The 25,514-nt window shown below is 73.4% G+C and carries 21 protein-coding genes and 2 pseudogenes; 10 read left to right on the forward strand and 13 right to left on the reverse strand.

Annotated elements, in window-relative coordinates; translation table 11 throughout:
• Positions 1-11 precede the first annotated feature (11 nt).
• Positions 12-854: an ammonia-dependent NAD(+) synthetase gene (nadE, locus tag AB0Q99_RS26350; RefSeq protein ID WP_363575779.1), complete on the reverse strand. Its 843-nt coding sequence runs from the start codon at positions 852-854 to the stop codon at positions 12-14.
• Positions 851-1,780, reverse strand: a complete 930-nt coding sequence (locus AB0Q99_RS26355) for an SMP-30/gluconolactonase/LRE family protein (protein ID WP_363575827.1) — start codon at positions 1,778-1,780, stop codon at positions 851-853. The genes nadE and AB0Q99_RS26355 overlap by 4 nt, the downstream gene beginning before the upstream one ends.
• Positions 1,781-1,856: 76 nt before the next feature.
• On the opposite strand from AB0Q99_RS26355, the gene AB0Q99_RS26360 reads away from it, so the two are divergent.
• The 3 genes and pseudogenes from AB0Q99_RS26360 to AB0Q99_RS26370 all read left to right on the forward strand — a co-directional run.
• Positions 1,857-2,333: an Lrp/AsnC family transcriptional regulator gene (locus tag AB0Q99_RS26360; RefSeq protein WP_363575781.1), complete on the forward strand. Its 477-nt coding sequence runs from the start codon at positions 1,857-1,859 to the stop codon at positions 2,331-2,333.
• Positions 2,334-2,342: 9 nt separating this feature from the next.
• Positions 2,343-2,927: pseudogene (locus AB0Q99_RS26365) on the forward strand (IS5 family transposase); the annotation flags it as partial.
• Between the two features lie 120 nt (positions 2,928-3,047).
• Positions 3,048-3,380 (forward strand): annotated as a pseudogene (locus tag AB0Q99_RS26370) (PPC domain-containing protein); the annotation flags it as partial.
• Between the two features lie 626 nt (positions 3,381-4,006).
• On the opposite strand, the gene ftsH reads toward AB0Q99_RS26370, so the two are convergent.
• The 3 genes from ftsH to AB0Q99_RS26385 form a co-directional block, all read right to left on the reverse strand.
• Entirely contained in the window at positions 4,007-6,220 is a 2,214-nt protein-coding gene (ftsH, locus tag AB0Q99_RS26375) for an ATP-dependent zinc metalloprotease FtsH (RefSeq protein ID WP_363575783.1), read from the reverse strand.
• Positions 6,221-6,371: 151 nt separating this feature from the next.
• The gene (locus AB0Q99_RS26380; protein WP_363575829.1) at positions 6,372-6,983 is read right to left on the reverse strand and encodes a DsbA family protein; all 612 of its coding nucleotides are present in this window, start codon (positions 6,981-6,983) and stop codon (positions 6,372-6,374) included.
• 163 nt (positions 6,984-7,146) lie between these two features.
• Positions 7,147-8,769, reverse strand: coding sequence for an alpha/beta hydrolase (locus tag AB0Q99_RS26385; protein ID WP_363575785.1), 1,623 nt, complete (start codon positions 8,767-8,769; stop codon positions 7,147-7,149).
• 261 nt (positions 8,770-9,030) lie between these two features.
• Here AB0Q99_RS26385 and AB0Q99_RS26390 point away from each other — a divergent pair, with 261 nt between their 5' ends.
• Positions 9,031-9,924: an NUDIX domain-containing protein gene (locus AB0Q99_RS26390; protein WP_363575787.1), complete on the forward strand. Its 894-nt coding sequence runs from the start codon at positions 9,031-9,033 to the stop codon at positions 9,922-9,924.
• 382 nt (positions 9,925-10,306) lie between these two features.
• Here AB0Q99_RS26390 and AB0Q99_RS26395 read toward each other — a convergent pair whose 3' ends face one another.
• The 3 genes from AB0Q99_RS26395 to AB0Q99_RS26405 all read right to left on the reverse strand — a co-directional run bounded on the left by AB0Q99_RS26395 (position 10,307) and on the right by AB0Q99_RS26405 (position 13,934).
• Positions 10,307-11,017 carry a DUF6461 domain-containing protein gene (locus AB0Q99_RS26395; RefSeq protein WP_363575789.1) on the reverse strand — a complete coding sequence of 237 codons (711 nt, stop codon included), beginning with the start codon at positions 11,015-11,017 and terminating at the stop codon, positions 10,307-10,309.
• Positions 11,018-11,218: 201 nt separating this feature from the next.
• Positions 11,219-12,457, reverse strand: a complete 1,239-nt coding sequence (locus tag AB0Q99_RS26400) for a glycosyltransferase (RefSeq protein ID WP_363575791.1) — start codon at positions 12,455-12,457, stop codon at positions 11,219-11,221.
• A gap of 271 nt (positions 12,458-12,728) precedes the next feature.
• Positions 12,729-13,934, reverse strand: coding sequence for a serine hydrolase domain-containing protein (locus tag AB0Q99_RS26405; protein WP_363575792.1), 1,206 nt, complete (start codon positions 13,932-13,934; stop codon positions 12,729-12,731).
• A gap of 273 nt (positions 13,935-14,207) precedes the next feature.
• Between AB0Q99_RS26405 and AB0Q99_RS26410 the strand changes: the two genes are divergently transcribed.
• Complete coding sequence (locus AB0Q99_RS26410) at positions 14,208-14,927, forward strand: MarR family transcriptional regulator (RefSeq protein ID WP_363575794.1); 720 nt, start codon at positions 14,208-14,210, stop codon at positions 14,925-14,927.
• Between the two features lie 107 nt (positions 14,928-15,034).
• On the opposite strand, the gene AB0Q99_RS26415 is transcribed toward AB0Q99_RS26410, so the two are convergent.
• Positions 15,035-15,583 carry an SRPBCC family protein gene (locus tag AB0Q99_RS26415; protein WP_363575796.1) on the reverse strand — a complete coding sequence of 183 codons (549 nt, stop codon included), beginning with the start codon at positions 15,581-15,583 and terminating at the stop codon, positions 15,035-15,037.
• A 272-nt stretch (positions 15,584-15,855) separates the two neighbouring features.
• On the opposite strand from AB0Q99_RS26415, the gene AB0Q99_RS26420 reads away from it, so the two are divergent.
• A complete protein-coding gene (locus AB0Q99_RS26420) occupies positions 15,856-16,779 on the forward strand; it encodes a LysR family transcriptional regulator (RefSeq protein WP_363575797.1) in 924 nt (307 codons plus the stop codon).
• A 69-nt stretch (positions 16,780-16,848) separates the two neighbouring features.
• Here the strand turns inward: AB0Q99_RS26420 and AB0Q99_RS26425 are convergent, their stop codons facing one another.
• Positions 16,849-17,625, reverse strand: a complete 777-nt coding sequence (locus AB0Q99_RS26425) for a crotonase/enoyl-CoA hydratase family protein (RefSeq protein ID WP_363575799.1) — start codon at positions 17,623-17,625, stop codon at positions 16,849-16,851.
• Positions 17,626-17,853: 228 nt separating this feature from the next.
• On the opposite strand from AB0Q99_RS26425, the gene AB0Q99_RS26430 reads away from it, so the two are divergent.
• On the forward strand, positions 17,854-19,188 hold the full coding sequence (locus AB0Q99_RS26430; RefSeq protein ID WP_363575801.1) for a PLP-dependent aminotransferase family protein: 1,335 nt from the start codon (positions 17,854-17,856) through the stop codon (positions 19,186-19,188).
• A 35-nt stretch (positions 19,189-19,223) separates the two neighbouring features.
• On the opposite strand, the gene AB0Q99_RS26435 is transcribed toward AB0Q99_RS26430, so the two are convergent.
• Positions 19,224-20,204 carry a YafY family protein gene (locus tag AB0Q99_RS26435; protein WP_363575803.1) on the reverse strand — a complete coding sequence of 327 codons (981 nt, stop codon included), beginning with the start codon at positions 20,202-20,204 and terminating at the stop codon, positions 19,224-19,226.
• A gap of 99 nt (positions 20,205-20,303) precedes the next feature.
• On the opposite strand from AB0Q99_RS26435, the gene AB0Q99_RS26440 reads away from it, so the two are divergent.
• On the forward strand, positions 20,304-20,909 hold the full coding sequence (locus AB0Q99_RS26440; protein WP_363575805.1) for a DinB family protein: 606 nt from the start codon (positions 20,304-20,306) through the stop codon (positions 20,907-20,909).
• A gap of 98 nt (positions 20,910-21,007) precedes the next feature.
• Here the strand turns inward: AB0Q99_RS26440 and AB0Q99_RS26445 are convergent, their stop codons facing one another.
• Positions 21,008-21,238: a heavy-metal-associated domain-containing protein gene (locus tag AB0Q99_RS26445; RefSeq protein WP_363575807.1), complete on the reverse strand. Its 231-nt coding sequence runs from the start codon at positions 21,236-21,238 to the stop codon at positions 21,008-21,010.
• Positions 21,239-21,557: 319 nt separating this feature from the next.
• Here AB0Q99_RS26445 and AB0Q99_RS26450 point away from each other — a divergent pair, with 319 nt between their 5' ends.
• Positions 21,558-22,280: a DUF3152 domain-containing protein gene (locus tag AB0Q99_RS26450; RefSeq protein ID WP_363575809.1), complete on the forward strand. Its 723-nt coding sequence runs from the start codon at positions 21,558-21,560 to the stop codon at positions 22,278-22,280.
• Positions 22,281-22,539: 259 nt separating this feature from the next.
• On the forward strand, positions 22,540-23,436 hold the full coding sequence (locus tag AB0Q99_RS26455; RefSeq protein ID WP_363575831.1) for a glutaminase: 897 nt from the start codon (positions 22,540-22,542) through the stop codon (positions 23,434-23,436).
• A gap of 176 nt (positions 23,437-23,612) precedes the next feature.
• Here the strand turns inward: AB0Q99_RS26455 and glmS are convergent, their stop codons facing one another.
• Complete coding sequence (gene glmS / locus AB0Q99_RS26460) at positions 23,613-25,439, reverse strand: glutamine--fructose-6-phosphate transaminase (isomerizing) (protein WP_363575811.1); 1,827 nt, start codon at positions 25,437-25,439, stop codon at positions 23,613-23,615.
• Between the last annotated feature and the right edge of the window lie 75 nt (positions 25,440-25,514).

Below are 25,514 nucleotides of genomic sequence, written 5' to 3' on the forward strand. Positions count from 1 at the left end.
CGCCCGGTCCGTCACCACGCCCGGCCCGGGACGAGCGGCAGGCCGCGCTTGTGCTCGGTGCGGCGGTAGTGGCCGAGGACGGTGCCGAAGACCTCCTCGCTGACCGGGCGGCCCTCCAGGAAGTCGTCCAGGGCGTCGTAGGTGACGCCGAGGGCCTCCTCGTCGGGGCGGCCGGGGGCGAGGTTCTCCAGGTCGGCCGTCGGAGTCTTCTTGACCAGCTCGGCCGGCGCCCCCAACACCTCGGCGATCGCGCGCACCTGACGCTTCGTCAGGCCGGACAGCGGCATCACGTCGGCCGCCCCGTCCCCGTACTTGGTGAAGAAGCCGACGGCCGCCTCCGCCGCGTGGTCGGTCCCGACGACCAGGCCGCCGTTGGCGCCCGCCGCCGCGTACTGGACCACCATCCGCTGGCGGGCCTTGACGTTGCCCCGGACGAAGTCCTCGTGCGCGTGGTCGGCGAAGGTCAGGCCGGCGGCGAGCAGGGCGTCCAGGGCCGCGTCGGTCGCGGGCTTGACGTCGACGGTCAGCAGTTCGTCCGGCTCGATGAAGGCGACCGCCCGCTGGGCGTCGTCCTCGTCCGCCTGCACCCCGTAGGGCAGCCGCATCGCGCAGAAGGCCGCCTGGTACCCCTCGGCGCGCAGCCGGTCGACGGCGAGCCGGCACAGCCGCCCGGCGGTGGTGGAGTCGACGCCCCCGCTGATCCCCAGGACGAGGGTGCGCGCGCCGGCGGCCCGCATCCGGTCGGCCAGGAAGGACACCCGGCGGTCGGCCTCCCTCCCGGGGTCGGGGACGGGCGCCACGTCGAGGGCGAGGGCGATCTCCCGCTGGAGGTCGGCGGTCAGGGGCTCGGTCATTCCGACTCCTTGGGGCTGGTGACGCGGTGCGGGCCCGTCATCGTCGTCACCAGCGAGTACAGCGAGGTGGTGGCGGTGATGAACAGGCGGTTGTTCTTCGGGCCGCCGAAGGTGAGGTTCGAGACGGGTTCGGGGACGAGAATACGGCCGATGAGGGTGCCGTCGGGCGCGTAGCAGTGGACGCCGTCGCCGAAGGCCGCCACCCAGAGCCGTCCGTCGAGGTCGAAGCGGATGTTGTCGAAGCGGCAGTCGACGCCCTTGACGAAGATCCGGTCGCCGGCGAGGGTGCCGTCCTCCTGGATGTCGAAGACCCGGATGTGCCCGGCCCGGCTGTCGTTGACGTAGAGCTGCCGCTCGTCGAGCGAGAGGACCAGCCCGTTGGGGCCGTCGAAACCGTCGGCCGCGAGCCGGACCTCACCGCTGTGCGGGTCGATCCGGTAGACGTTGCGGGCACCGATCTCGGGCTCGGCGCGGTGGCCCTCGTAGTCGGTGGTGATGCCGAAGTCCGGGTCGGAGAACCAGATCGCGCCGTCCGAGCGGACCACCGCGTCGTTCGGCGAGTTGAGCCGCTTGCCCTGGTAGCGGTCGGCGAGGACGGTGATCCGGCCGTCGTGCTCGGTGCGGGTGACCCTGCGGTTGCCCTGCTCGCAGCTGATCAGCCGGCCCTCGCGGTCGAGGGTGTTGCCGTTGGGGTGGCCGGCCGGGGAGCGGAAGACGCCGACCGTGCCGGTGGCCTCGTCCCAGCGCAGCAGACGGTCGTTGGGGATGTCGCTCCAGATCACCTGGCGCCAGGCCGGCAGGTAGAGCGGCCCCTCGGCCCAGCGGCAGTCGCCGTACAGCTTCTCCAGCCGGACGTCGCCGTTGGCGCACCGACGGAACCGGTCGTCCAGGATCTCGTACAGCCCGAACTCGACAGTGCCAGACATCATCCACCCCAAGTCGCTATTGACCGAACATCATTCCGACGAACTGGAGTATGGCAGAACACGGTATGGTCCCACCATGGCCACCACCGATCACCTCGACGACACCGACCGTGCCCTGCTCGCCCTGCTGCAGCGGGACGCCGGGCAGGCGTACGCGACACTGGGCAAGGCCGTGGGACTGTCCACGGCGGCGGCGCACGAGCGGGTGCGCAAGCTGCGCGAACGCGGCGTGGTCCGCCGCACCACGGTGGAGGTGGACCCGAGGAGCCTCGGGCTCGGGGTGCTCTCCTTCGTGATGGTGGACTCCTCCGCCTGGATGGGCGACTCGGCGCAGGCCTTCGCCGCGATCCCCGAGATCGAGGAGGCGCACATCATCGCGGGCAGCGCCTCGGTGCTGGTCAAGGTGCGGACGGCGACCACCGAGCAGCTCCAGGACGTGCTGCGACGGCTCTACGCGATCGAGGGCGTGAGCGGGACGCACGCGACCGTCGTGCTGGAGACTTTCTTCGAACGGCCGCCCGCGCCTGAGAAGACATCTCATTCGGGTTCGTAGGCTGCTTCCGTGACGATCGTGGAGCGCCTGGTGCCGGACGAGTTGTGGGAGCTGTTCCAGTTGGTGGTGCCGGAGGCGCCGACTCGGCCGCAGGACGGTGGTCAGCGCCGCTCCGGGGACCGGGAGGTGCTGGCGACGATCGTGTTCGTCGCGACGTCGGGGTGCACGTGGGCCCGGCTGCCTCCCTGTTTCGGTCCGTCCGGGCCCACCGCGCACAGGCGGTTCACCGAGTGGAGCAGGGCCAGGGTGTGGGCCAAGCTCCGCCAGGTCGTCCTGGACGAGCTCGGCGCGCGGGGCGAGCTGGACTGGTCGAGGTACGCGGTCGACTCGATGAACATGCGGGCCCTGAAAAGGGGGAGTTGACCGGTCCGAATCCTGTCGATCGGGGCAAGTACGGGTCGAAGTTCCACCTGCTCACCGAACGCACCGGTTTACCCCTGTCACTCGCGATCTCCGGGGCCAACGTCCACGACAGCCAGGTCCTGATCCCGCTCGTCACCGCCATCCCGCCGATCCGCTCACGGCGCGGCCCGAGACGGCGCCGACTCGGCAAGCCGCATGTTCGACAAAGCCCACGACCATCGCTTCATCCGCTCCCACCTGCGCCGTCGGGGGCGGCCTCTCCGCGCGGTCGGCACGTACACCGTCACCCTCACCGTGACCGACGACAAGGGCGCCACGGCCACCAGCAGCCAGAACGTCGTCATCGCGGGGATGGCGGAGTGCACCAGCTCCGACAGCTCCCAGCTCGACCGCAACTGCCGCCGCAGCAACGTGTCGGCCACCACCGGCAACTACGCCTACTACTACCTGAGCATCCCGGCAGGAACCACCCAGCTGAAGATCACCACCAGCGGCGGCACCGGCAACGCCGACCTCTACTACAGCACCGGCGGCTGGGCGTCCACCCGCTCGTACCTCGCCAAGTCGGCCGCCACCGGCAACGAGGAGACCCTCACCATCACCGACCCGCCGACCGGCCTCGTGTACCTCAGCCTCCACGCCCAGCAGGGATTCAGCGGGGTGACCATCAAGGCCGAATACTGACACCACAGGACAGGTGACGGCCCCGGCGAACCACCCCCGGGCCCCGTTGGCCGTGGGGCCCGGATGGTGGCCACGATACGCGGAGCCGGGCGCCAAAGCAGTAGCTACTGGCCGCCGTTCACATGGCAGGGCCATGAGTGTCGGCCGCGGTCCTGCATGCGGTGGCTCTTGAAAGCATCGCCGAAGAAGCACCGCGAGCACTGCACAAGACACACTCCGAAGCGTCAGTAGAACCAGGAAACCGCGGCCGACGGCACTCGCCATCGCCACCTGGTGCTGACACCGGACAGAAGGCCAGCAGAATACGACAGCTCACTCCGTACGGACGCCGGAGGATCCGCAGGCAGGCCCTTTCGTGGCCCCGGGCACACGGCCGGACGGCGAACTCACCCCGGCCGGCCCCACCCGGGGCTGTCATCGGCCGCACTTTCGCGCTTCGAGCCTTCGGGGCCCACCTCGCATCGCCGCCTTCACGAAGCGGAGCACAGCGCAGGTACGGGCGAAGCTGTACCAGCTGGCTCGGCGGAACCCGCCGGCTATACCGGCGTTGCGATCACAGAACCGACCACATCGCAGCCTTCACCACCACACTCCTCTGCCACCGCAGAGCCACATGAGATGACTTCTCAGGGGCCTTCAGGGCCCCGGAGATCGGGCAGGCGGGGCTTCTCCAGCGACACCGGGCGCTCCCGTGCGTCCGGGCGCTCCGGGCGCTCCGGCTGCGACGGTCCCTTCGGGTGCTTCAGGATGTCGAGGACCAGGGCGCCGTCCACGGTCTCCCGGACGACCAGCAGGTTCGCCAACTCGTCCAGGTGGTGCCGGTGTTCGGTCAGCAGGCCGACGGCCCGGCGCTCGGCCTGCCGCAGCAGGTCCGCGACCGCCTCGTCCACCGCGCGCTGGGTCTGCTCGGAGTACGGGCGGCGCAGCAGGTCCTCGGGGCTGTCGCCGAGGTAGTGCGGGCTGCCGCTGGAGTAGCCGACCGGGCCGAGTTCCGGTGAGAGGCCGAACTCGCGGACCATCCGGGTGGCGACCGAGGTGGCGTTGGCGAGGTCGTTGGCGGCGCCCGTGGAGCCCTCGCCGAAGACCACCAGCTCGGCTGCCCGTCCGCCGAGTTGGACGGTGAGCAGGTCGGTCAGGTAGCCCTGGCTGTACAGGTGCCGCTCCGCCTCGGGCAGTTGCTCGGTGGCACCGAGGGCGACCCCGGCCGGGAGGATGGTGACCTTGGCGACCGGGTCGGCGTGCTCGCACAGCGCGGCCATCAGCGCGTGCCCGGACTCGTGCACGGCGACGGCGTGCCGCTCCTCGGGCAGCAGCGCGTTGGAGGACTCCCTGCGGCCGAGCAGCACCCGGTCGCGGGCGTCGTCGAGGTCACCGGCGGTGATGGTGGCCCGATCGGCGCGGACGGCGTTGATGGCGGCCTCGTTGACCAGGTTGGCGAGGTCGGCGCCGGAGAAGCCGGGGGTGCCACGGGCGATCCGCTTCAGGTCGACGTCCGGGGCGAGGGTCTTGCCCCGGGTGTGCACGGCGAGGATGGCCGACCGCTCGGCCTGGTTGGGCAGCGGCACGGTGACCTGCCGGTCGAACCGGCCGGGGCGCAGCAGTGCCGGGTCGAGGGCGTCGGGCCGGTTGGTGGCGGCGATGACGACGATGCCGGTGCTCTGGTCGAAGCCGTCCATCTCGGCGAGCAGCTGGTTCAGGGTCTGCTCGCGCTCGTCGTTGCCGCCGATCCGGGTGCCACCCGCCCGCCGGGCGCCGACGGCGTCGATCTCGTCGATGAAGATGATCGACGGGGCACGTTTGCGGGCCTCATCGAAGAGGTCGCGGACCCGGGACGCGCCGACGCCGACGAACATCTCCACGAACCCGGAGCCGGTCACCGACAGGAACGGCACCTCGGCCTCCCCCGCGACGGCCCGGGCCAGCAGCGTCTTGCCGGTGCCCGGCGGCCCCACCATGATCACCCCGCGCGGCCCCTTGGCCCCGGCGGCGGCGTAGCGCTCCGGGCTGCGCAGGAAGTCGACCACCTCGCTGACCTCCTGCTTCACCCCTTCGTACCCGGCGACGTCGGCGAACCGGGTGGCCGGCCGCTCGGCCTCGATGATCTTCGCCCGGGAGCGGCCGATGGCGCTCAGCCCACCGCCCAGCGACCGCGCGGCCATCCGGCCCGACCAGAGGAAGAGCCCGCCGAATAGCAGCAGCGGCAGGAACAGCAGCAGCGTGGACCAGAGGGAGCTGCCACCGCTGGAGCGGGTGCCGGTGACGGTCACGTGCTGATCGCCGAGTGCCCGGCTGAGCTGGGAGGTGTCCAGCGCGGTGGGGATCTGGCTGGTGAAGCGGGTGCCGTCCTTGAGCGTGCCGCTCACCGCGCCGGTGTCGCTGACGGTCACCGTCTGCACCTGGCCGGTGTCGACCCGGTTCACGAAGTCGGTGTAGGCGTAGCGGTTGCCGGGCTTGCCGGGGTTGGAGAACAGCACCAGCAGGAGGAGCGTCACCAGGACGGCGACGGGCAGCAGCCAGCGGCGCCACGAGGGCGGCGGGGGCTTGGGCTGGCCCCCGGGGCCCTGGTCCGGCGGCCCGCCCGGCCCCTGGCCGGGGTCGCGGCCCGGGCCCCGGGCGGTGTTCCAGCCGGGGCCCCGGCCGGAGTCGCGGTTCGCCGTCGGACCGGAGCGCGGGCCGTGGGCCGGTTCAGGTCCCGGCCCGGGGCCCGAACCGGTGTCCGGCCCGGGGCCCGCTCCCGAGCCCGGTCCGGAGCCCGACGGTGTCGCGGCGTGTGGCGCGGCGTGCGTCGGGAGGTGCGTCGGGACGTGCCGGGCCGTCCACAGCCGGATTCGTACGATCATCCACGCTCACCGCCTTCTCGGGGACCATCGGGCCTCCGTCTCCATGGTCGGACGCTCAGCGCCCGGATGGGAGCCCGAAGCCCGGCGGCAGTCCCCCTCCTCCCCCGCGCCCACCCCCCGCCGGGGGCGCCGAGGAGTCGGCCCCGGCGGGTCAGGAGAAGTCCAGCGAGCCCGTCCGGGTCCGCTTGAGCTCGAAGAACTTCGGGTACCCGGCCAGCAGCCGGACGCCGTCGAAGACCCGTACGGCGTCCTCCCCGCGCGGTATCGCGGTCAGCACCGGGCCGAAGAAGGCGACGCCGTCCACGTGGATGGTCGGCGTGCCGACCTCCTCGCCGACCGGGTCCATGCCCTCGTGGTGGCTCTTGCGCAGCGCGAGGTCGTACGCGGTGCTGTTCGCCGCGTCGGCCAGTTCCTCGGGCAGGCCAGCCGCGACCAGGGCCTCGCGGATGACGGCGTCGTCGGCGGGCCGGTCCTGGTCGTGCAGGCGGGTGCCGAGCTCGGTGTACAGGTCGCGCAGCACGTGCTCGCCGTGCTGCTCGGCGGCCGCGATGCAGACCCGGACGGGGCCCCAGCCGGTGGTCATCAGCCGCTGGTAGCGCTCGGGCAGGTCGGTGCGGCCCTCGTTGAGGACGGACAGGCTCATCACCCGGAAGGTGAGGTCGAGCTCACGCCGGCGGCCGACCTCCAGGATCCACCGGGAGGTGATCCAGGCGAACGGGCAGACGGGGTCGAAGTAGAAGTCGACCTTGGTGGCCTTCGGCAGGCCGTCGGTCGCGGTGTCGGCGGTCTCGGTGTCGGTGTCGGTGTCGGCCGTGGAGGTGGCATTCGTCAGGGTGTTCGTCACGCCGAGGAGCCTAACGGCCCAAGTGGACCACTCGACAGAGCCAATTCACGGCATTTCCCATGGGCCACTTCGGCCCTCCCTCTCAACTGCAGGTCGTCCCGTCCGCCGGCACCGTGCCGTCCAGCAGGTAGGCGTCCACGGTCTGCTTCAGACAGGGGTTGCCGGTGTTGTAACCGCCGTGCCCCTCGCCCTGCAGGGTGACGGTCACGCCGACGCCCGCGCCGAGCTGCTGCGCCATCGCGTGGGCGCCCTCGACCGGGGTGGCGGGGTCCCCGGTCGTGCCGACCACCAGGATCGGGGCGGCGCCCGGGGCGGCGACCTCCGGGTGGTCCCCCTTGCCCGGGACGGGCCAGCCGGTGCAGCCGGTCAGGCCCCAGGCGGTGAAGGCACCGAACACCGGGGAGGCGGCCTGGAAGGGCGGCAGCTGCTGCTGGACGTCCTGGTCGGAGTAGCGCTGCCGCGCGTCCGCACAGCTGACCGCCCGGTTCGCGGCGTTCAGGTTGCTGTAGTGCCCCTGCGCGTCGCGCCCGTTCAGCCCGTCGGCGAGCTGCAGCAGCGTGGTGCCGGTGCCCTGGTCCATCGCCTCGGTGAGGCCGGCGGCCAGGGCGGGCCAGGTCTCCTGGCTGTACAGGGCGCCGGCGATGCCCGTGACGCCCAGGGTCTCGGTGAGCTGCCGCCCGTCCTTGGTGGGCAGCGGCGACTGCTCCAGCTTCCGCACCAGTGCGGCGACCTCAGCGGTGCCCTCGTCGCCGCCGGCGCCGGTCGGGCAGGCGGCGCCGAGCTGGGCGGCGCAGGCCTTCATGAAGTCGTCGAGGGCGAGTTGGAAGCCCTGGGCCTGGCCGAGCGCGGACTGCTGCGGGTCCTTGGTCGGGTCCACCACCGAGTCCAGCACCATCCGGCCGACCTCCTGCGGGAACAGGTGCGCGTACACGCCGCCGAGCTGGGTGCCGTAGCTGATGCCGAAGTAGGAGAGCTTCGGGTCGCCCAGCACCTGCCGCATCAGGTCCATGTCCCGGGCGGCGCTCTCGGTGTCCACGTACGGCAGCACCGCGGCCGAGTTGTGCTCGCAGGCGGCGACGAACTGCGCGTTGCTGTCGTCCAGGGCCTTCACCGCGGCCGGGTTCTCCGGCGTGCTGTCCACGGCCGCGGAGGCGTCCATCGCCCGGTCGCCCAGGCACGTCACCCCGGCGCTGGCGCCGACCCCGCGCGGGTCGAAACCCACCAGGTCGTAGCGGGTGTTGAGGGAGGCGTAGGTCGGGGCGAGGGCGGGCAGGGTGGCCACGCCGGAGGCGCCGGGGCCGCCGAAGTTGAAGAGCAGCGAGCCGATCCGGTGCTGCTCGTCCTTGGCCTTGCTGCGGATCAGCGCGAGGTCGATCGTCGGACCGTCCGGCTTGGTGTGGTCCAGCGGGGCCTTGAGGGTGGCGCACTGCCAGTCGGCGGCCGGTGCGGTACCGCTGCCCTGGGCGGCGCTCGGGGCGGCGCAGGCGTGCCAGTCCAGCTTCTGCGCGGCCAGTCCGGTGCGGGCCGCGGAGGCGGCGGAGCCGGCCCCGGTGGCGGAACCGGCGTCGGTGGCAGAGGTGTCGGTGGCCGGGGAGGTGGGCGCGGCCCCGGCGGCGGACGAGCCGTCGCGCTGGCAGCCGGTGGCGGCGGTGAGCAGCAGCGCGGTCAGGCCGAACGCTCCGGCGCCGCGGACGACGGTGTGCATGGGGCGGGTCCACCTCTCGGGTCGGCCGGTCACCCCGGCGGCGCGCGGCGGGACGGCGTACGCCCGGCGCACGGCGCGGTCGACGCACCACAGACCCTAGGCGCCGGGACCACGCGCTGCCTGCCGGAAGCCTCCGGACGGGGGCGCGCGCCGCACGGCCTGCCACCGGCCGCCCGAGTGAGGGTTCAACCGGCCCACCCGGTGGCACCCTTACCGCCGTCCGCCCGCACCGGGCGCCGGAACCCTTCCACGGAGGGCCAGTTGAGCAGCGACACCACCGCAGGCGACGAGGGCGGCCCGGCCGACTTCGACAGCGTGGACGTCTTCGTCACCAACAGTCGCCACGAGGTCCTGCTCCAACTGCGCGACGACAGGCCGGACATCGCCTGGCCCGCGTACTGGGTCGTCCCCGGCGGACACCGCGAGCCCGGCGAGACGCCGTACCGCACCGCCGTCCGCGAGCTGCGCGAGGAGACCGGGCTGGACGTGCCCGGGCTGCGGCCCTTCCACCCGGACCCGCGCGAGGGCGACGCCGCCACCCGCCGGCCGGCCTTCCACGCGGTGGTGGACGTCGACCCGGCCGAACTGGTCCTCGGCGAGGGGCAGGAGCTGCGGTTCGTCCCGATCGCGGAGGCGCAGGGGATGCGGGTGCCGCCCGACCTCAAGGTCCACCTGCGCGGGCTGCAGGGCCGGTTGACGGACGGGGCGGCGGTCAGCGGGCGAGAGGGGTGCCGCGACGGCTCCGGCTCCGGCTCCCGCGCCGAGGACTGGAGCGTGATCGACGCCGTCCACCGCCACCTCTCCGAGCACCGGGCGCGCATCGGGCAGCCGCTGCTGACGCTCCAGGTGGTCAAGATCCAGGAGGAGGCGGGCGAGGTCGCCGAAGCGCTCCTGGGCGTCCTCGGCGCCAACCCCCGCAAGGGCGTCAGCCACACCGTCGCCGACCTGCAGGGCGAACTCTGCGACGTGATCACCGCCGCCATGGTCGCGCTCCGTGACACCACCACCGACCCGGCCGCCGTCCTCAGCGCCCACCTCACCGCCTGGCGCCCCCGCCACGCCGGGGAACCGCCGGCCGGGCAGGCCTCGACCCGGTCGACCACCGACGAGCGGATCGGGCGCTCGGCGAGCACTCCACCGCGGTCCGGGTCGTAGGGATCGACGGAGCAACGCCCGGCCGGAGCGCCGCCGCTGGTTGCCGGTCTCCCGTCAGCCCGACGGCCTGCGCTCCGGCCAGGCGTGACGGTCGGCGCGGCCGCTCACCCACCCTGCCGATCGGCAGGGTCTCACCGGGAATTCCGGCCCGCGAACCTCCCGATCGGCACATGTGCGCGGGACCGGAGCAGCGCAAGGATGGCGGTCACCGAGGGCCCCGTCGGTGGGTCCGGAGAGGAGGGCTGCCATGGCCGTCATGCCCGTCGCCTTCACGGCGTTCGCGGTGTTCGCGGTGTGCACTGCGCTCGCGGTGTTCACTGCGCTCGCAGCATTCGCGCTGTTCGCGGCGCCCGTCACCGATGGCGCCGCGCGCACCCGAGGCTCACCCCGGTTCCATCCCGGGCGTGCCGCGGACGGCGTACGCCGGCAGGCGCAGCCCGTCGAAGGCGGCCCGGGGCAGGCTCAGTCCGAAGCGCCGTTCGACGGCGCCGAGGGTACGGCGGCGGGCGTCCGCGCCGCCTCCCCCCTCAGGGCCGGAGGGGGTGACGCCGTCCGGCTCCAGGACGCTCGCGGCGACGAGGTCCGGCACCAGCAGGTCGGGCTCCTGGCCCCAGCGCCAGCGCTCCTCGCCGAGGCCGAACCCGCACAGCACGGCGCCGTCGCGGGCGTAGTCGAGCAGTGCCGGCGGCTGCTCCGGCATCGGGCGGAAGTGGACCACCTCCACGCCGTCACGCGCTATCTCGGTGAGCAACTCGCCGCCCGTGGAGTCGCCGTACTCGATGGCGAACGACCAGCCGCCACACTCGCCGACCCGGATCACGCCGTCGCTGTCGTCGCCGGGGCGGTAGACGTCGATGTCCAGGGCCCGGATCTCCGTGCCGCTGATCGGCGCGGTCCCGGCGGCCGGGTCGGCGCCCATCCGGCGGGCGAGTTCCTCCGGCGGGATCCCCCGGGCGAACACCACACCGCCGACCTCACCGTCCGTGTCGGGCCCGCCCGTTCCCGGCGTGCCGGTGCCCGGCCGACCGACCTCCGCGAGCCACTGGATGCCGTCGCCGTCCCTCCCGGCTCCCTCGCGCGTACCGTCGGTCATGCCGCCCTCCCCTCGCGCCGGCCTGCGGTGGCCGGGCGCGCCGCTGGGCACCCTAACCGACCCGGCCCACACCCGGAGCCCGGTCACCGGAAGGCTGCCGGAACAGGCTTCCCGCAGGCCGACACACCACCCCGGAGGAGACACCGGGAGCGGAACTCGCTCGGCCCGCAAGGCCGTTCGCCCAGCCACGTCGCCCTCGGCTCACTCGGGTCCGTGCGGCACGTTCTGGTCGGCCACCGCCTCGAACAGCAGCTTCGCGGCCACCGTCGCCCCGTCGGTGCGGATCGTCCCGGCCATGGCCCGGGCACGTGCGCGGGTCCCGGGCGCCAGGGCCGTGGTGAGCGCGGCGCACAGGGAGTCGACGGTCGGCGCGAGGTCGAGGTGGGCCACGCCGATGCCCGACTCGGCCACCCGGCCGGCCCAGTAGGGCTGGTCCGCGATCCGGGGGACGACCACCTGGGGCACCCCGGCCCGGGCCGCCGTGGTGGTGGTGCCCGCGCCACCGTGGTGGACGACGACGGCCACCCGGCGGAACAGCGCCTGCTGGTTGACCTCACCGACGACCAGGCAGTCGTCCCGGTCGTCGACCGCTGTCAGGCCCGCCCAGCCGCGGGCGAGGAGTACCCGGCGGCCGAGTGCGCGGCCCGCCGCGGTCGCGACTCGGGCGATGTCTTCCGGGGCGTGCGCGGCCATGCTGCCGAAGCCCACGTACACGGGTGGTTCACCGGCGTCCAGGAAGGCCTCCAGGTCGGCCGGCAGCGGGCGGTCGTCGGGCAGGATCCAGGCGCCGGTCTGGACCGGGTCGAGTTCCGTCCTGCCCCGCGACGGGCAGAGCGTCGGGTCCGCCGCCACCCACGGCCGGTCGGTGAGGACGTGATCGCGGACGTTGTCGACCGGCGGCAGGCCGAGCGCCGCCCGGTGCCGGTTGAGCGCCTCGCCGTACAGCCCGTTGACCCGCTGGGCGTCCTGCTCCCACAGCACCCGGTGGTCGGTCTCGTCCTGCGGGGACGGTGTGCCCGGCCGTGCCCCGGGCCGGAAGTGCCGCGAGGGCAGTCCGAAGATGTGGAAGCACGCGAGGACGTAGCGGATGCCGAGGTACTCGGCCACGTCCCGCGCACCGGCCGGCATCAGGCCGGTCGCCAGGATCACGTCGCACCCCTCGGCTGCCGCGGTGAGCGTGTCGAACCTCGCGGCGACCAGCTCGGGGGCGAGGCGGAACGCGTCCTGCGCGGTCGGCGGCTTCGGTCCTGCGACCACCGAGTGCACCGTCGGGCCGAGCGGCACCAGCGGCACGCCGACCCGTGCCAGCAGATCCACGAATTCCTGGTCCGGCGGCGCGCAGACCCGCACCTCCGCGCCGAGCCCCCGCAGCGCCGCCGCCAGTCCCGCCAGCGGTTCGACATCTCCGCGCGATCCCCAAGCCGTCAACAACACGCGCATGTCCGACTCCCGTTTCCGCAGGTCACAGCCTTTCGACCATCGATTCTGCGGCCCACCCGAGGCCTTGCCGCAAGCCCCTGGGTGCGCTATAGCCTGGTAGTGGCAGGGAGCGCGATCTCCTGCCGTTCCCGTTTCCCCTTCTGCGGCCCACGGTCCGGCCACCTGTCGGCCCGGCCACCCGACCACCCACCGTCCCGGTGATCGCCGACGGCACCGCGCAGGACGCCCAGCTGAACAGCCCCTGGCTGGTCCCTTCTAGCCGGCCGATGGATCAGGAGCCCGGGCAGAACTCCGCCTTCACCTCGGCGGTGAACAGGTCGATCGGCCCGCTGCCGCCGTTCAGCCAGTCCCCGTTGACGTTGGTGGAGAGCAGGTGGCGGCCGTCCCGGCTGCCGTAGGTGTAGGTCCACGAGCCGTTGATGGCGCCGCCCATGCCCCAGACGGTGGTGCAGGGCAGGTTGACGGAGCTGACGCCCAGGCCGTAGGCGGTGTCCTTGATCCACTTGTCCGCCGGAGTCTGGACCATCGTGAACATCTCCTGCTGCTGGGCCGGCGGCAGCAGTCGTCCGCCCAGCAGGGCGGCGAAGAAGGTGTTGAGGTCGCGGGTGGTGGAGATCATGTCGCCGGACGCCCAGCCCCAGGACGGGCTCAGCTCGGTCACGTCGTAGTCCGGAGTGTTCGGGTCGGTGTACCCGAGGTGGGAGTACTCCCGTCCGTGCGGCCCGTGGATGGTGACGTCGTCGGAGGCGGGCTCGTAGGTGCTGGTGAGGCCGAGCGGGGTGGTGATGCGCTGCCGGATCTGCTGGGCCAGGAGGCTGCCGGAGGCACGCTCGACGATCATCCCAGCGAGGACGTAGTTGGTGTCGGAGTACGTCCAGCCGGCGCCGGGGGCGAAGTCGGGCTGGTGGGCGCGGGCGATGCCGACGAGCCGCTCAGGGGTGAAGTCGTCGAAGCGGTGCTGCAGGAAAGGCTCGTGCCAGAACTCCTTCCCGATCTCGTCGTCCATGGCGAAGTTGGGGACACCGCTGGTGTGGTTGAGCAGCTGCCGGACGGTGATCCGGTCGGGCTGGTAGCCGGGGGCGTCGAGGACGCCGGGCAGCCAGTGCTCCACGCTGTCGTCCAGGCTCAGCCGGCCCTCAGCGGCGAGCTGGAGTACGACGGTGGAGACGAAGGTCTTGGTGGTGCTGCCGATCCGGAACCGGTCCTGCTCCTGGCGGGGCCGCCCGGTGGTGATGTCGGCGACGCCCGCCTCGCCGAACCAGCGGTGGCGCCCGTCCCGCACCTCGGCGACGACGCCGGGGAGTCCACCGGTCGTCACGCCCTGGTCGAGCACGGCCTGTACGCCCGGGTGGCGGTCCCGCTGCCCGGGATGCCCGGCGGCCTGGTCGGCGGACACCGGTGCAGCGGTGGTGACGGTGGCGGCCAGCATGGCCCCGGTGAGCAGGGCGGTTGCGGCGGCGCGGGTGGTGGTCCTCATGGCGTGTTCCCCCTCGGCGGTGTTTCCCGTTGACTGAGAGAACGCTCCCGCGAATTCACGACACCGTCAACAACGAATCTGCGGCAACTTCTACATCGCAGCAGCTCAGTTGGCAGATTTCCTTGCAATGGGAATGCTCGTGAATGCAACATCTCTGCTCTCCCATTGCAACAACGCGGGCATCGGGCGGATACTCTCCTGACCATCGCGAGGAGCCCGCGCGAAAAGCCCGCGCGAAAAGCCCGCGCGAGGAACCCGAGAGGACGAGGACGAATGCCCGGAGGCCGACTGACCCAGCAGGACCGCCGCCGGATCGCCACCGGCCTGGCCGAGGGGCTCGGCTACGGCGAGATCGCCCGCGGCCTCGGCCGGCCGACCTCGACCGTCACCCGCGAGATCGCCCGCAACGGCGGCCCGTCCGGCTACCAGGCCGAGCGCGCCCAGCGCGCGACCGCCCAGCGCTCCCGCCGCAGCCGTACCGCGCCCGCCCCGCGCCCGCCCGCCCCGGCCCCCGGCGGCGTCGACCGGGACCCGGCCGCCGTCGGCGAGTTCACCGACCGGCTGGCCGAGTTGCTGGTGCACGTCGGCATGCCCCGGATGGTGGCCCGGGTGCTCGGCTGCCTCTACGTCACCGACGAGGGCAGCCTGACCTCAGGTGACCTGGTCCAGCGGCTGCAGGTCAGCCCGGCCGCCGTTTCCAAGGCGATCGGCTACCTGGAGGCGCAGGCGCTGGTCCGCCGGGAGCGCGATGACCGGGAACGCCGCGAGCGGTACGTCATCGACGGCGACATCTGGTACCGCGCGCTGCTGGCCAGCGCCGAACGCAACGCGATGCTCGCCGGGATCACCCGCCACGGCGCCGAGTTGCTCGGACCCGCCACCCCTGCGGGCGCCCGGATGGACGACGCGTCCGCGCTGCTGGAGCGGATCGGCCAGGACATCGTGCGGTCCGTCCGGCAGTGGTACGAGGAGCGCGGCCCGGCTCCGTCCTGATCGCCCGACGACCCGAGCCTGATCCCAGCCGCCTGTCAGCTCGGCGACAAGGACCACACCTTCGGCCCGGGCGACGAGGAGCACGACCAGACTGAACGGCGTTGTGGCTAGTCCCCCTGCTCGGCCAGCGACTTGACGCCTTCGAGGATGGCCGTCATGCCCGTGCGCAGCTCGCCCAACCGGAAGTCGATGAGCTTCTCCTCGACCTCCGGCTTGGCGTCGATGATGGGGCTCATGGCGCTGCGGCCCGGACCGATCACCACCGACTGGCGCAGCCGGGTGCCGCCGTCCTCGGGGCTCAGGTCGAAGCGCCACCGGGCCAGCGCGCCGACCGCGTCGGACACCGGCTCGCCGTAGCGGCCGTCCGCGTCCATCACGGCCCAGGCGAAGGCCCGGGGGCCTGCTGGGCTCGCGGGGCCGGTGAGCTCGATCACCTCGGAGACCGTCCGCCAGTCGGGCATGCCGGTGCGGCGGTTGTGGCCCTCGAAGCGGGCGCCCGGTGCCGGGCCGTCCGCGCCGTCCAGCCAGGCGACGCGCTGGAGCTCCGGGCTGAGCCGGGCGGGCAGGTCGATGTCCGTCACCAGCTCCCACACCCGCTCCACCGGTGCCTGGACGAAGATCTCGCAGACCGTCCCCGGACCGTCGGCGTAACGCATTCCGTTCCCCCTCGCTCCTGCAGATCGCGCCTGGTTCGAACCTGCGAAACCCACGAACCCGCGCACCTACGAATCCACAAACCCACGAACCTACGACTGTATGAATCGATACGGGTCGACACCCGCCCGCACCCCCGCCTCCGCGTCCGGAACGCCGCGGGGGCTGCGGGCGGGTTGCCGCCCTGGGCCCGGGATCGATGATCGAGCCCGGCGAACATCCAAGTCAATCCACCGATTTGCTGGGACACCTCCAAGCGATACCTTGGGTGCCCGTGACCATCGACGATCTCCGCGTCTTCACCGCGGTCTGCCGGGCCGGGTCGTTGAGCGCCGTCGCCCGCGACCTCCGGTGCACCCAGTCCGCGGTCAGCCAGCACGTGAAGCGGCTCGAACGCGAGCTCGGGCTCTCCCTGATCGAGCGGCACCCGCGCGGAGTGGTGCCCACCAAGGCGGGCCGCCTGCTCCAGACCGCCGTGGCCGCCGGGCTCGGCAGCATCGACCACGCGCTGCACCGGATCGCCGAACTGGCGCGCGGCGAAGGCGGATCCGTCCGGATCACCACCGGTGCCACCAGCATCCGGCACTTCATGTCCTCGGCCGTGGTGGCCTTCCGCCGGCGCTTCCCGCAGGTCAGCCTGGAGTTCCAGACCGAGGTCTCCAGCCGCAGCTGCCTGGCGGCGCTGACCGCCGGCCGGGTCGACCTGGCCTGGATCACCCTCGGGACGCCGGTCCGCGGCATCGACCAGCGGCCCGTCGTCGACCTGCCGTGGGTCCTCGCCGTCGCGGCGGGCGACCCGCTCGCCGCCCGGGCCCGGATCGAACCCGCCGACCTCCAGGACGCCCGGCTGATCGGACTGCCGCAGAACTCGGTCGCCCGCTCCCAACTCGACTCCTGGATCGGGAGGTCGGGCATCCGGCCGGTCTTCGACACCAGCGTCGCCGACTGGGACACCGCGATCCTGCTCGCCGAACTCGGCCTCGGCCACGCCGTCGTGCCCGCCCTCCCCCAGTGGCGGGGCCCCGGCCACCCCGGCTTGCGGCTGCTCCCGCTCCCCGACCTGCCCGCCCTCACCGCAGGCTGGGCCGTCCGCGACTGGGACAACCTCTGCCCCCTCTCCCGCGCCTTCGCCGACACCGTCGCCGCCCACTGCGGCGACGAAGCCGCCCTCCCGGTGGAGCCCCCGGTCACACCCTGACCCCTTCTCCGCGACCCCCGACCCCCGACCCCGGACCCCCGACCTCCGCCCGCCCTCACCGGGAGACGGTCACCGGGTGGCAGCTGCACGATCCAGGAAGCGCCGCACCCCGTCCCGTACGCCCTCGGTCGGCACGGTCGCCGCGAAGGCCGCCGCCTCCACCGCGAGCCCCTCGTCGATCGGCAGGTTGATGCCCCGGGTCACGGCCCGCAGGCAGGCGGCCACGGCCGTGGGCGCGTGCCGGACGATCCGGTCGGCCAAGTCACGGGCCGCGTCCAGCAGTTCGCCCGCCGGGACGACCGAGTTGACCAGGCCGATCTCGGCGGCACGCGCGGCCGGGATCGGGTCACCGGTCAGGATCATCTCCAGACCGCGCTTGCGGCCGACGTGCCGCGGCAGCCGCTGCGAACCGCCGAAGGGGGGCGGGAAACCGAGCGAGATCTCCGGCTTGGCGAAGGTCGCGTGCTCGGCGGCGACGGCCAGCGGCGCGGCCTCGGTGACCTCGCAACCACCGCCGTACGCGAGGCCGTTGACGGCCACGATGACCGGCTTGGGGAACTCCTCGATCCGCCGGGTGAGGGTGTGCCCGCGCCGGACGAACTCGCGCAGCGCCCGCTCGGGCCCGCCAGCGACGCTGGCGGCCAGGGAGGGGATGTCGGCGCCCGCGCTGAACGCCCGCTGCCCGGCGCCGGTCAGGATGACGGCGCGGACGGTGTCGTCGGCGTCGATGCGGTCGAGCTCGGCCAGCAGCCCGTCGATCGTCGGATAGTCGAGGGCGTTGAGCTTCGCCTCCCGGTCGATGGTGAGGGTGACGACGTGCTGGTCCCGCTCGCTGCGGATGGTCATGGGCTCGCGCTCCGTTCCCGGCCCCGTTGCAGGCCTTGTCCCCGTCTCTGTCCCCGGCCTCCCTGCCGGACGGATCGAGACTAGGAACACCCGCCCAGGACAATCCAGTTATTGTCCTGGATACATCCCCGCCCACGTGCCCGACGGACCGACCCGACCGACCGACCGACCGACCCGACCCGACCGACCCGCCCGACCCGCCCGACCCGACCGACAGGCAGGTGCCCCGTGCGACCGCCCTCCTACAAGGCCATCGTCGACGAGTACGCGACCGCGATCCGCTCCGGCGCGCTCCCGGCGGGCACCCGGCTGCCGACCCACCGCACCCTCGCCCGCGAACGGCGCGTCGCCCTCGCCACCGCCACCCGGGCCTACGCCGAACTGGCCGCCGCCGGACTGGTGGTGGGCGAGCAGGGCCGGGGCACGTTCGTGAGGGTGCGCTCCGGCTACGACGGCATCGAGCCCTCCCGCGCTCTCCCGGTGCCCCGGGTGGCGGACCTCTCCTTCAACCAGCCGCTCGCCCCCGACCAGGGCGACCTGCTGCGGCAGGCCCTGCGCGCCCTCGCCTCCTCCGGCGACGCCGAGGCCCTGCTGCGCCAGCACCCACCGGGCGGCCACCGGCACGACCGGGCGGCCGTGGCCGGGTACCTGCTGGACCGCGGGGTCGACACCGCCCCCGACAACGTGCTGCTCACCAACGGGGCGCAGCAGGCGCTGGACTGTGTCCTGCGCACCCTCACCCGCCCCGGGGACGTCCTGGCGGTGGACGCGCTCAGCTACCCCGGCATCAAGCTGCTCGCCTCCGCACACGGGCTCGACCTGGCGCCCGTCGCGGTCACGCCCGCGGGCCCGGACCTCGACGCGCTGGAACGGCTCTGCCGCGCCCGCCCGGTGCGCGCGGTGTACACCATGCCGACCGTCCACAACCCGCTCGGTTGGGTCCTCGACGTGGCGCAGCGCGAGCGCCTGGCCGGGGTCGCCGCCCGGCACGGCTGCACGCTGATCGAGGACGGTACGTACGCCTTCCTGGAGGCCGCGCCGCCCCCGCCGCTGCACGCCCTCGCGCCCGAGCACACCTGCTACGTCGCCGGGCTCTCCAAGAACGTGGCGCCGGGGCTCCGGTTCGGCTTCGCCGTGCTGCCCGACCGCCTGCTGCGGGCCGCGACGACCCACCTGCGCACGGCCGGCTGGGGCGCGCCCGGCCTGATCACCGCGCTGGCCACCGGCTGGCTCGCGGACGGCACGGTCGCCCGCCTGGAGCGGGAGCGCCGCGCGGACGCCGCCGCCCGCCAGGCCATCGCCCGGACGGCCCTCGCCGGACTGACCACCACCGCCCACCCCGGCTCGTACGTCGTCTGGCTCACCCTCGAACCCCACCAGCGCCCCGACCGGGTGGCCGCCGCGCTCGCGGCCGAGGGCATCCTGATCTCCACCGCCGACGCCTTCGCCACCACCCCCCACCACCCGGGCGCCATCCGGCTCGCACTCGCCACACCTCCACTCACCGACCTCCCCGCCGCCCTCGACCGCTTGCGCACCACCCTCGACGCCATCGCCCCGTAGCCCCCCTCATCACAGGAAGTCGACCAGCCGACGTCCTACTCCCCCCGGGACGGCTCACCCCCCGCCGCACGCCCGAAGCGCGTGCTCCAGTCCGCCAACAACGTCCGCAGCCCAGGCGGACCGATCACCTCGAAGTCGGCCCCCAGCGATCCCAGCGCCATCGCGGGCCAGTCGAGGGAGTCGGCGGTCATCAGGACCCGGCAGCGGCCGGCGGCGACCGGCTCGACCGTGCCCCAGCGGCCGACCCGCTCCCGGACGCGGTCGGCGGGCGCGTCGACCAGCACCTCCACCCGGTGCGGGCGCGGCACTCCGTTGAGGCCCGCGCGGACGAACACCGCCGCGTCGGCGGCCGGGAGGGTACGCGGGGCGAAGCGGGCGCCGCTGCCCTGCGGGGCGGTCAGCCGGTCGAGGCGGAAGGTGCGCCAGTCGGCGCGGTCGAGGTCGTACGCGACGAGGTACCAGCGCCGGTCGAGGCAGACCAGCCGGTGCGGTTCGACGTGCCGTTCCGTTCCGCGCCCGTCGGCGGCGGTGTAGGCGAACCGCATCCGTTCGCCGTCCCGGCAGGAGAGGGCCACCACCGTGAGGATGTCCGGATCGACGCCCGCGCCCGCCCGGGTGCCCCAGTCGACCGGGACGGTCATCGCGCGCAGTGCCTCCACCCGACGGCGCAGCCGGGCCGGCATCACCTGGACGACCTTCGCCAGGACCCGCACCGAGGCCTCGGCGACGCCCTCGACCGGGCTCTCGGCCGCCGCCTGCAGGCCCACCGCCAGGGCCACCGCCTCCTCGTCGTCGATGACCAGCGGCGGCAGTGCCGCGCCCGCCGCCAGCTGGTAGCCGCCGTCGACGCCGCGCTGCGCCTCGACGGGGTAACCGAGTTCGCGCAGCCGGTCGATGTCGCGGCGCAGGGTGCGGACGGAGACGCCGAGCCGGTCGGCCAGTTCCTCGCCGGGCCAGTACCGGTGGGTCTGGAGGAGGGAGAGCAGTCGCAGCGTCCGGGTGCTGGTGTTCGCCATGCTCCGATTCTCCCCGGGATTCAGGACAGGAAGTGGCCGCAATGGCTCCTAGCGTTGGTCTTGTCCGAAGGAGCAGGAACCGAACGGAAGGCCAGAACCATGACCAGCACGACCACCGACGTCACGACCACCAGCACGACCGCCAACGCCGCGAGCAGCGTCACCGCCGAGACCGCCGACGCCGTGCCGGCCACCGTCACCGGCGAGCGCGCGGACTTCCTGGAGGCCCTGGCGAAGCACCGCTACTTCCTGCGCTTCACCACCCGCGACCTCACCGACGAGCAGGCCGGTCTGCGGACCACCGCGAGCGCGCTGTGCGTGGGCGGCCTGGTCAAGCACGTGACCTCGATGGAGCGGCACTGGGTGGACTTCATCCTGGAGGGCCCGTCGGCGATGCCCGACTTCAGCACCTGGACCGAGGCGGACCTCGCCCGCCGGGCCGACGAGTACCGCATGCTGCCCGGGGAGACGCTGGCCGGTGTCCTGGCCGCGTACGAGGAGGTGGCGCGCCGCACGGACGAGCTGGTGGTCTCGCTCCCCGACCTGGACGCCGCCCACCCGCTGCCGAAGGCCCCCTGGTTCCAGGCGGACGCCTCGTGGTCGGCCCGCCGGGTGCTGCTGCACGTCATCGCCGAGACCGCCCAGCACGCGGGCCACGCCGACATCATCCGCGAGTCCCTGGACGGCGCGAAGACGATGGGCTGAGCCGGACGGCGACGGGGGTCCGTCGGCAGACACCGACGGACCCCGCGACCCCGCGACCCCGCGAACCCGCGAACCCGCAGGCCCCCCACGAACCACCCTCAGGCCCGCCCGACCAGCGTGAACCCGGCCCCGTCGACCGCGCCCCGCACCACGGCCTCGTCCAGCGGCTGCGCGGAGGCCACCGTGACCCGCCCGCTCGGCGCGTCGGCGACGACGTCGATGACGCCCGGCAGGGCGGCGAGCCCGGCGCTGACCGTCCGCTCGCAGTGGCCGCAGCTCATCCCGTCGACGGCGAAGACGGCGGTAGTGGACATGGCGGTGCCTCCCATGGCATTCCGGCGGAACGGACCGACCCGGGTTCGCTCCACGGATCGACCCGCACCACCCCACCCGAACCAGACGCCCCGACCCCAGGGACACGCCGTACGGGTGACACCATCGAGCGGTTCCGGGAACCGGCCGGGGCCCTCATCCGACAGGAGCTCCGCCAGGAGCCCCGAACCGGGGGTAGCCGCCGTCGGGCGTCGCCCGCTGAACCCCCGCCCCGATCCGCGCCGTTCCCCCAGGTAGCACCGCCCGACCCGGGCCCCGCCGGTCGACCGAGCCCCGCCGGTCCCCGGTCGCCGATCCTCCTGGAGCCGCACCACCATGTCCACGCTCGCCCCGATACTCGCCCGACGCCTCCGCCCCCGGAAGCCCTGGCAGGGCGTGCTAGCCCTCGCACTGGCCGCCGCCCTGGCGGCGGGCCTGCTGTGGTGGCACCCGTGGAGCGAGCGGAAGCCCGCCGGCCCGGCCCCGCTCGCGTTCACCACCGCGCCCGGCGGCTCGGCCCGCTTCGGCACCGGCGAGCACCTGTACCGGTACAAGGTCCGGGTGGAGAACGGGATCGCGGAGAGCCCGGAGAAGTTCGCCGCCGAGGTGGACGCGGTGCTCGGTGACGTCCGGCACGGCTGGGCCGCCGGCGGCACGGCCTCCTTCCAGCGGATGCCCGCCGACCCGGTGGACTTCACCGTGTACCTGGCCACCCCGCAGTCCACCGACCGGATCTGCGGCCAGTACGGGCTGGACACCGGCGGCTGGGTGAACTGCGGCGTCACCCACCAGGTGGTGATCAACCTCAAGCGCTGGACCGAGCTGTCCGAGTTCTACCAGGGCAAGCCCGAGCTCTACCACGCGCTGGCGGTCAACCACGAGGTCGGCCACATCCTCGGCAACGGCCACGTCGACTGCCCCGAACCGGGCGCCCCGGCGCCGGTGATGATGCAGCAGATCAAGGGGCTGCACGGCTGCGTCCCCAACGGCTGGCCCTACTCCGAGGCCGGCACCCTGCTCACCGGTCCGCCCGTCCTGGCCCCCAGCAGCGCGCCCTGACCCGACGGCGCCCACCCCCGCGCCGAACCCGTCTCCCGAAACCACACCCCCGCACCGAACCCGCCTCCCGAAACGCGGATAATCCTGGTCGGACCGGACGCCGCCCGCCCCGGCGAGCGCCCGGTCCCTGCCGTGCCCGTACGCGGCGTCGGCGGTGGAAGGGCGCGGCGGTGGAACGCCGCGGACGAGCGTGGAGGACGAACGTGGAGGACGAACGGTGAACGGTGCGCCCGGCGGGGAGAACCTGGACTGGCCGGTCCTGCTGGCCGCCGCGGAGACGGCCGCCCGGGCGACCCGGGGCCGGGGCAGGGTCGCCGACTACATCCCGGCCCTCGCCACCGCCGACCCGGAGGCCTTCGGCATGGCCGTCGCCACCGTCGACGGGGAGCTGTACGGCGTCGGGGACTGGGAGCAGCCGTTCTCCGTCCAGAGCGTGTCCAAGCTGTTCTCCCTGGCGCTCGCGGTCGCCTACGGCGGTGACTCGCTCTGGCGGGGCGTCGGCCGCGAGCCGTCCGGCAACCCCTTCAACTCCCTGGTGCAGCTGGAGACCGAGCACGGCATCCCGCGCAACCCGTTCATCAACGCGGGCGCCCTGGTGGTGACCGACCGCCTGCAGACCATGACCGGCGACGCCTCCGGCGCGGTCCGGGAGTTCCTGCGCCGCGAGTCCGGCAACCCGGGGCTGGACACCGACCCGGTGGTCGCCGCCTCCGAGGCCGAGCACGGCCACCGCAACGCCGCCCTGGCCCACTTCATCGCCAGTCACGGGAACCTGGAGAACCCGGTCGAGACCGTCCTGGAGCACTACTACGCCCACTGCGCCCTCGCCACGAGCTGCCGGGACCTGGTCCTGGCCGGCTCCTTCCTGGCCCGGTACGGCGTGCGCGCCGACGGCACCCACCTGATGTCCCGCAGCGAGGCCAAGCGCATCAACGCCGTCCTGCTGACCTGCGGCACCTACGACGCCGCGGGCGAGTTCGCGTTCCGCGTCGGCCTCCCGGGCAAGAGCGGCGTCGGCGGCGGCGTCCTCGCGATACTGCCCGGTCGCGCCGCCGTCTGCGCCTGGGGCCCGCGCCTGGACCAGGCCGGCAACTCCGTCGCCGCGGTCACCGCCCTGGACACCCTGACCACCCTCTCCGGCTGCTCGGTCTTCTGACCGGGAGCACCCGAGCGCCGGGGCCCGGCAGCGGAGCCCCCGGCAAGCAGCCCCCGGGCCCCGGTCGTCCGCACAGCGACCGGGGCCCGGGGGCAAGGGGGCAGGGGCAGGAACGAGGCGCAGGAGCAAAGCGCAGGAGCAGGGGCGAAATGGTGCGACCCCTACTCCCTACTCCCCTACTCCACCGTCACGCTCTTCGCCAGGTTGCGCGGCTTGTCCACGTCGCGGCCGAGGGCGACCGCGGCGTGGTAGGCGAGCAGCTGCAGCGGGATGTTGAGCAGCAGCGGGTCCAGCTCGGGCTCGCTCTTGGGGACCAGGATGCAGTGGTCCACGAGCTTCTCCTCCGGGCGGCGGTGGGCGACGGCGATGACGCGCCCCGACCGGGCCTTGATCTCGCCCAGCGTGGTCAGGTTCTTGTCCAGCAGCTCGTCGTCCGGAACGAGGGCCACGGTGGGCAGTTCGGGGCTGATCAGCGCCAGCGGGCCGTGCTTGAGCTCGCTCGCCGGGTAGGCCTCGGCGTGCACGTAGGAGATCTCCTTGAGCTTCTGCGCGCCCTCCCGGGCCACCGGGTAGCCGCGTACCCGGCCGATGAACATCATGCCCGCCGACTCGGCGTACTCGGCGGCGAGTTCGGCGATGGCCTCGCTCTGGTCCAGCACCTCGCGGATCTGGTCCGGCAGCGCCTGCAGGGCCGAGACGATCCGGCGCCCGTCGGCGGGCGAGAGGTCGTGGATGCGGCCGAAGTGCAGGGCGAGCAGCGCGAAGGCGACCACGGTGGAGGTGAAGGCCTTGGTGGAGGCGACCGAGACCTCCGGACCGGCGTGCAGGTAGATGCCACCGTCGCACTCACGGGCGATCGCGCTGCCCACGGTGTTGACGACGCCGAGCACCCGGCCGCCCTTGCGCTTGATCTCCTGGACGGCGGCCAGCGTGTCGTAGGTCTCGCCGGACTGGCTGACCGCGACGTAGAGGGTGTCCGCCTCGATCACCGGGTTGCGGTAGCGGAACTCCGAGGCCGGCTCGCTGTGCGCGGGGATCCGGGCCAGCTCCTCGATCAGCTGCGCGCCCATCTCGCCCGCGTAGTAGGCGGATCCGCAGCCGAGGATCTTGACCCGGCGGATCTCGCGCAGCTCCCGGGCGTCCAGGTTGAGGCCGCCGAGGTGCGCGGTGGCGAAGCGCTCGTCGAGCCGGCCGCTCAGCGTGCGCTCGACCGAGCCGGGCTGCTCGTGGATCTCCTTGAGCAGGAAGTGCTCGTAGCCGGCGGTGTCGAAGGAGTCGATGTCCCAGTCCACGGTGGACGGCTGACGGTGGGTGGTACGGGCGTCGGCGGTGAAGGTGCGGAAGCCGTCGGCCCGGACGGTGGCGAGCTCGCCGTCCTCCAGGTGGACGACCTGGCGGGTGTAGCGGACCAGCGCGGAGACGTCGGAGGCGACGAACATCTCCTTCTCGCCGATGCCGAGCACGATCGGGCTGCCGTTGCGGGCGACCACGATCCGGTCGGGCTGCTCGGCGTCGAGCACCGCGATGCCGTACGTGCCGACCACCCGGCCGAGCGCGGCGCGCACCGCGTCCTCCAGCTCGCCGCCCTCGGTGACGTGCGCGGCGATCAGGTGGGCGAGCACCTCGGTGTCGGTCTCGGAGCGGAACACCACACCCTCGGCGGTCAGCTTGGCGCGCAGCTCGTCGGCGTTCTCGATGATGCCGTTGTGGACGACGGCGATCCGGTCGGCGTTGTCCAGGTGCGGGTGCGCGTTGGCGTCGCTGGGAACGCCGTGGGTGGCCCAGCGGGTGTGGCCGATGCCGGTGGTGCCCTTGAAGCGGGCCGGCACGTCGGCGGCGAGGTCGGCGACCCGGCCCTTCACCTTGCGCAGCTTGATGCCGCCGCTCCGGCCGGTGACGGCGACGCCCGCCGAGTCGTAACCCCGGTACTCGAGCCGGGCCAGCCCCTCCAGCAGGAAGGGAGTGGCGTCCTTGGGGCCGATGTAGGCCACGATTCCGCACATGCGTGGACTCCTCGTTCGTAGTGGCGTGAGTGGCGTGAGTGACGTGAGTGGACCGGGTGACGCGGGTGACGCCGG

The organism is Kitasatospora sp. NPDC086791, from assembly GCF_040685975.1.
Lineage (GTDB): Bacteria > Actinomycetota > Actinomycetes > Streptomycetales > Streptomycetaceae > Kitasatospora.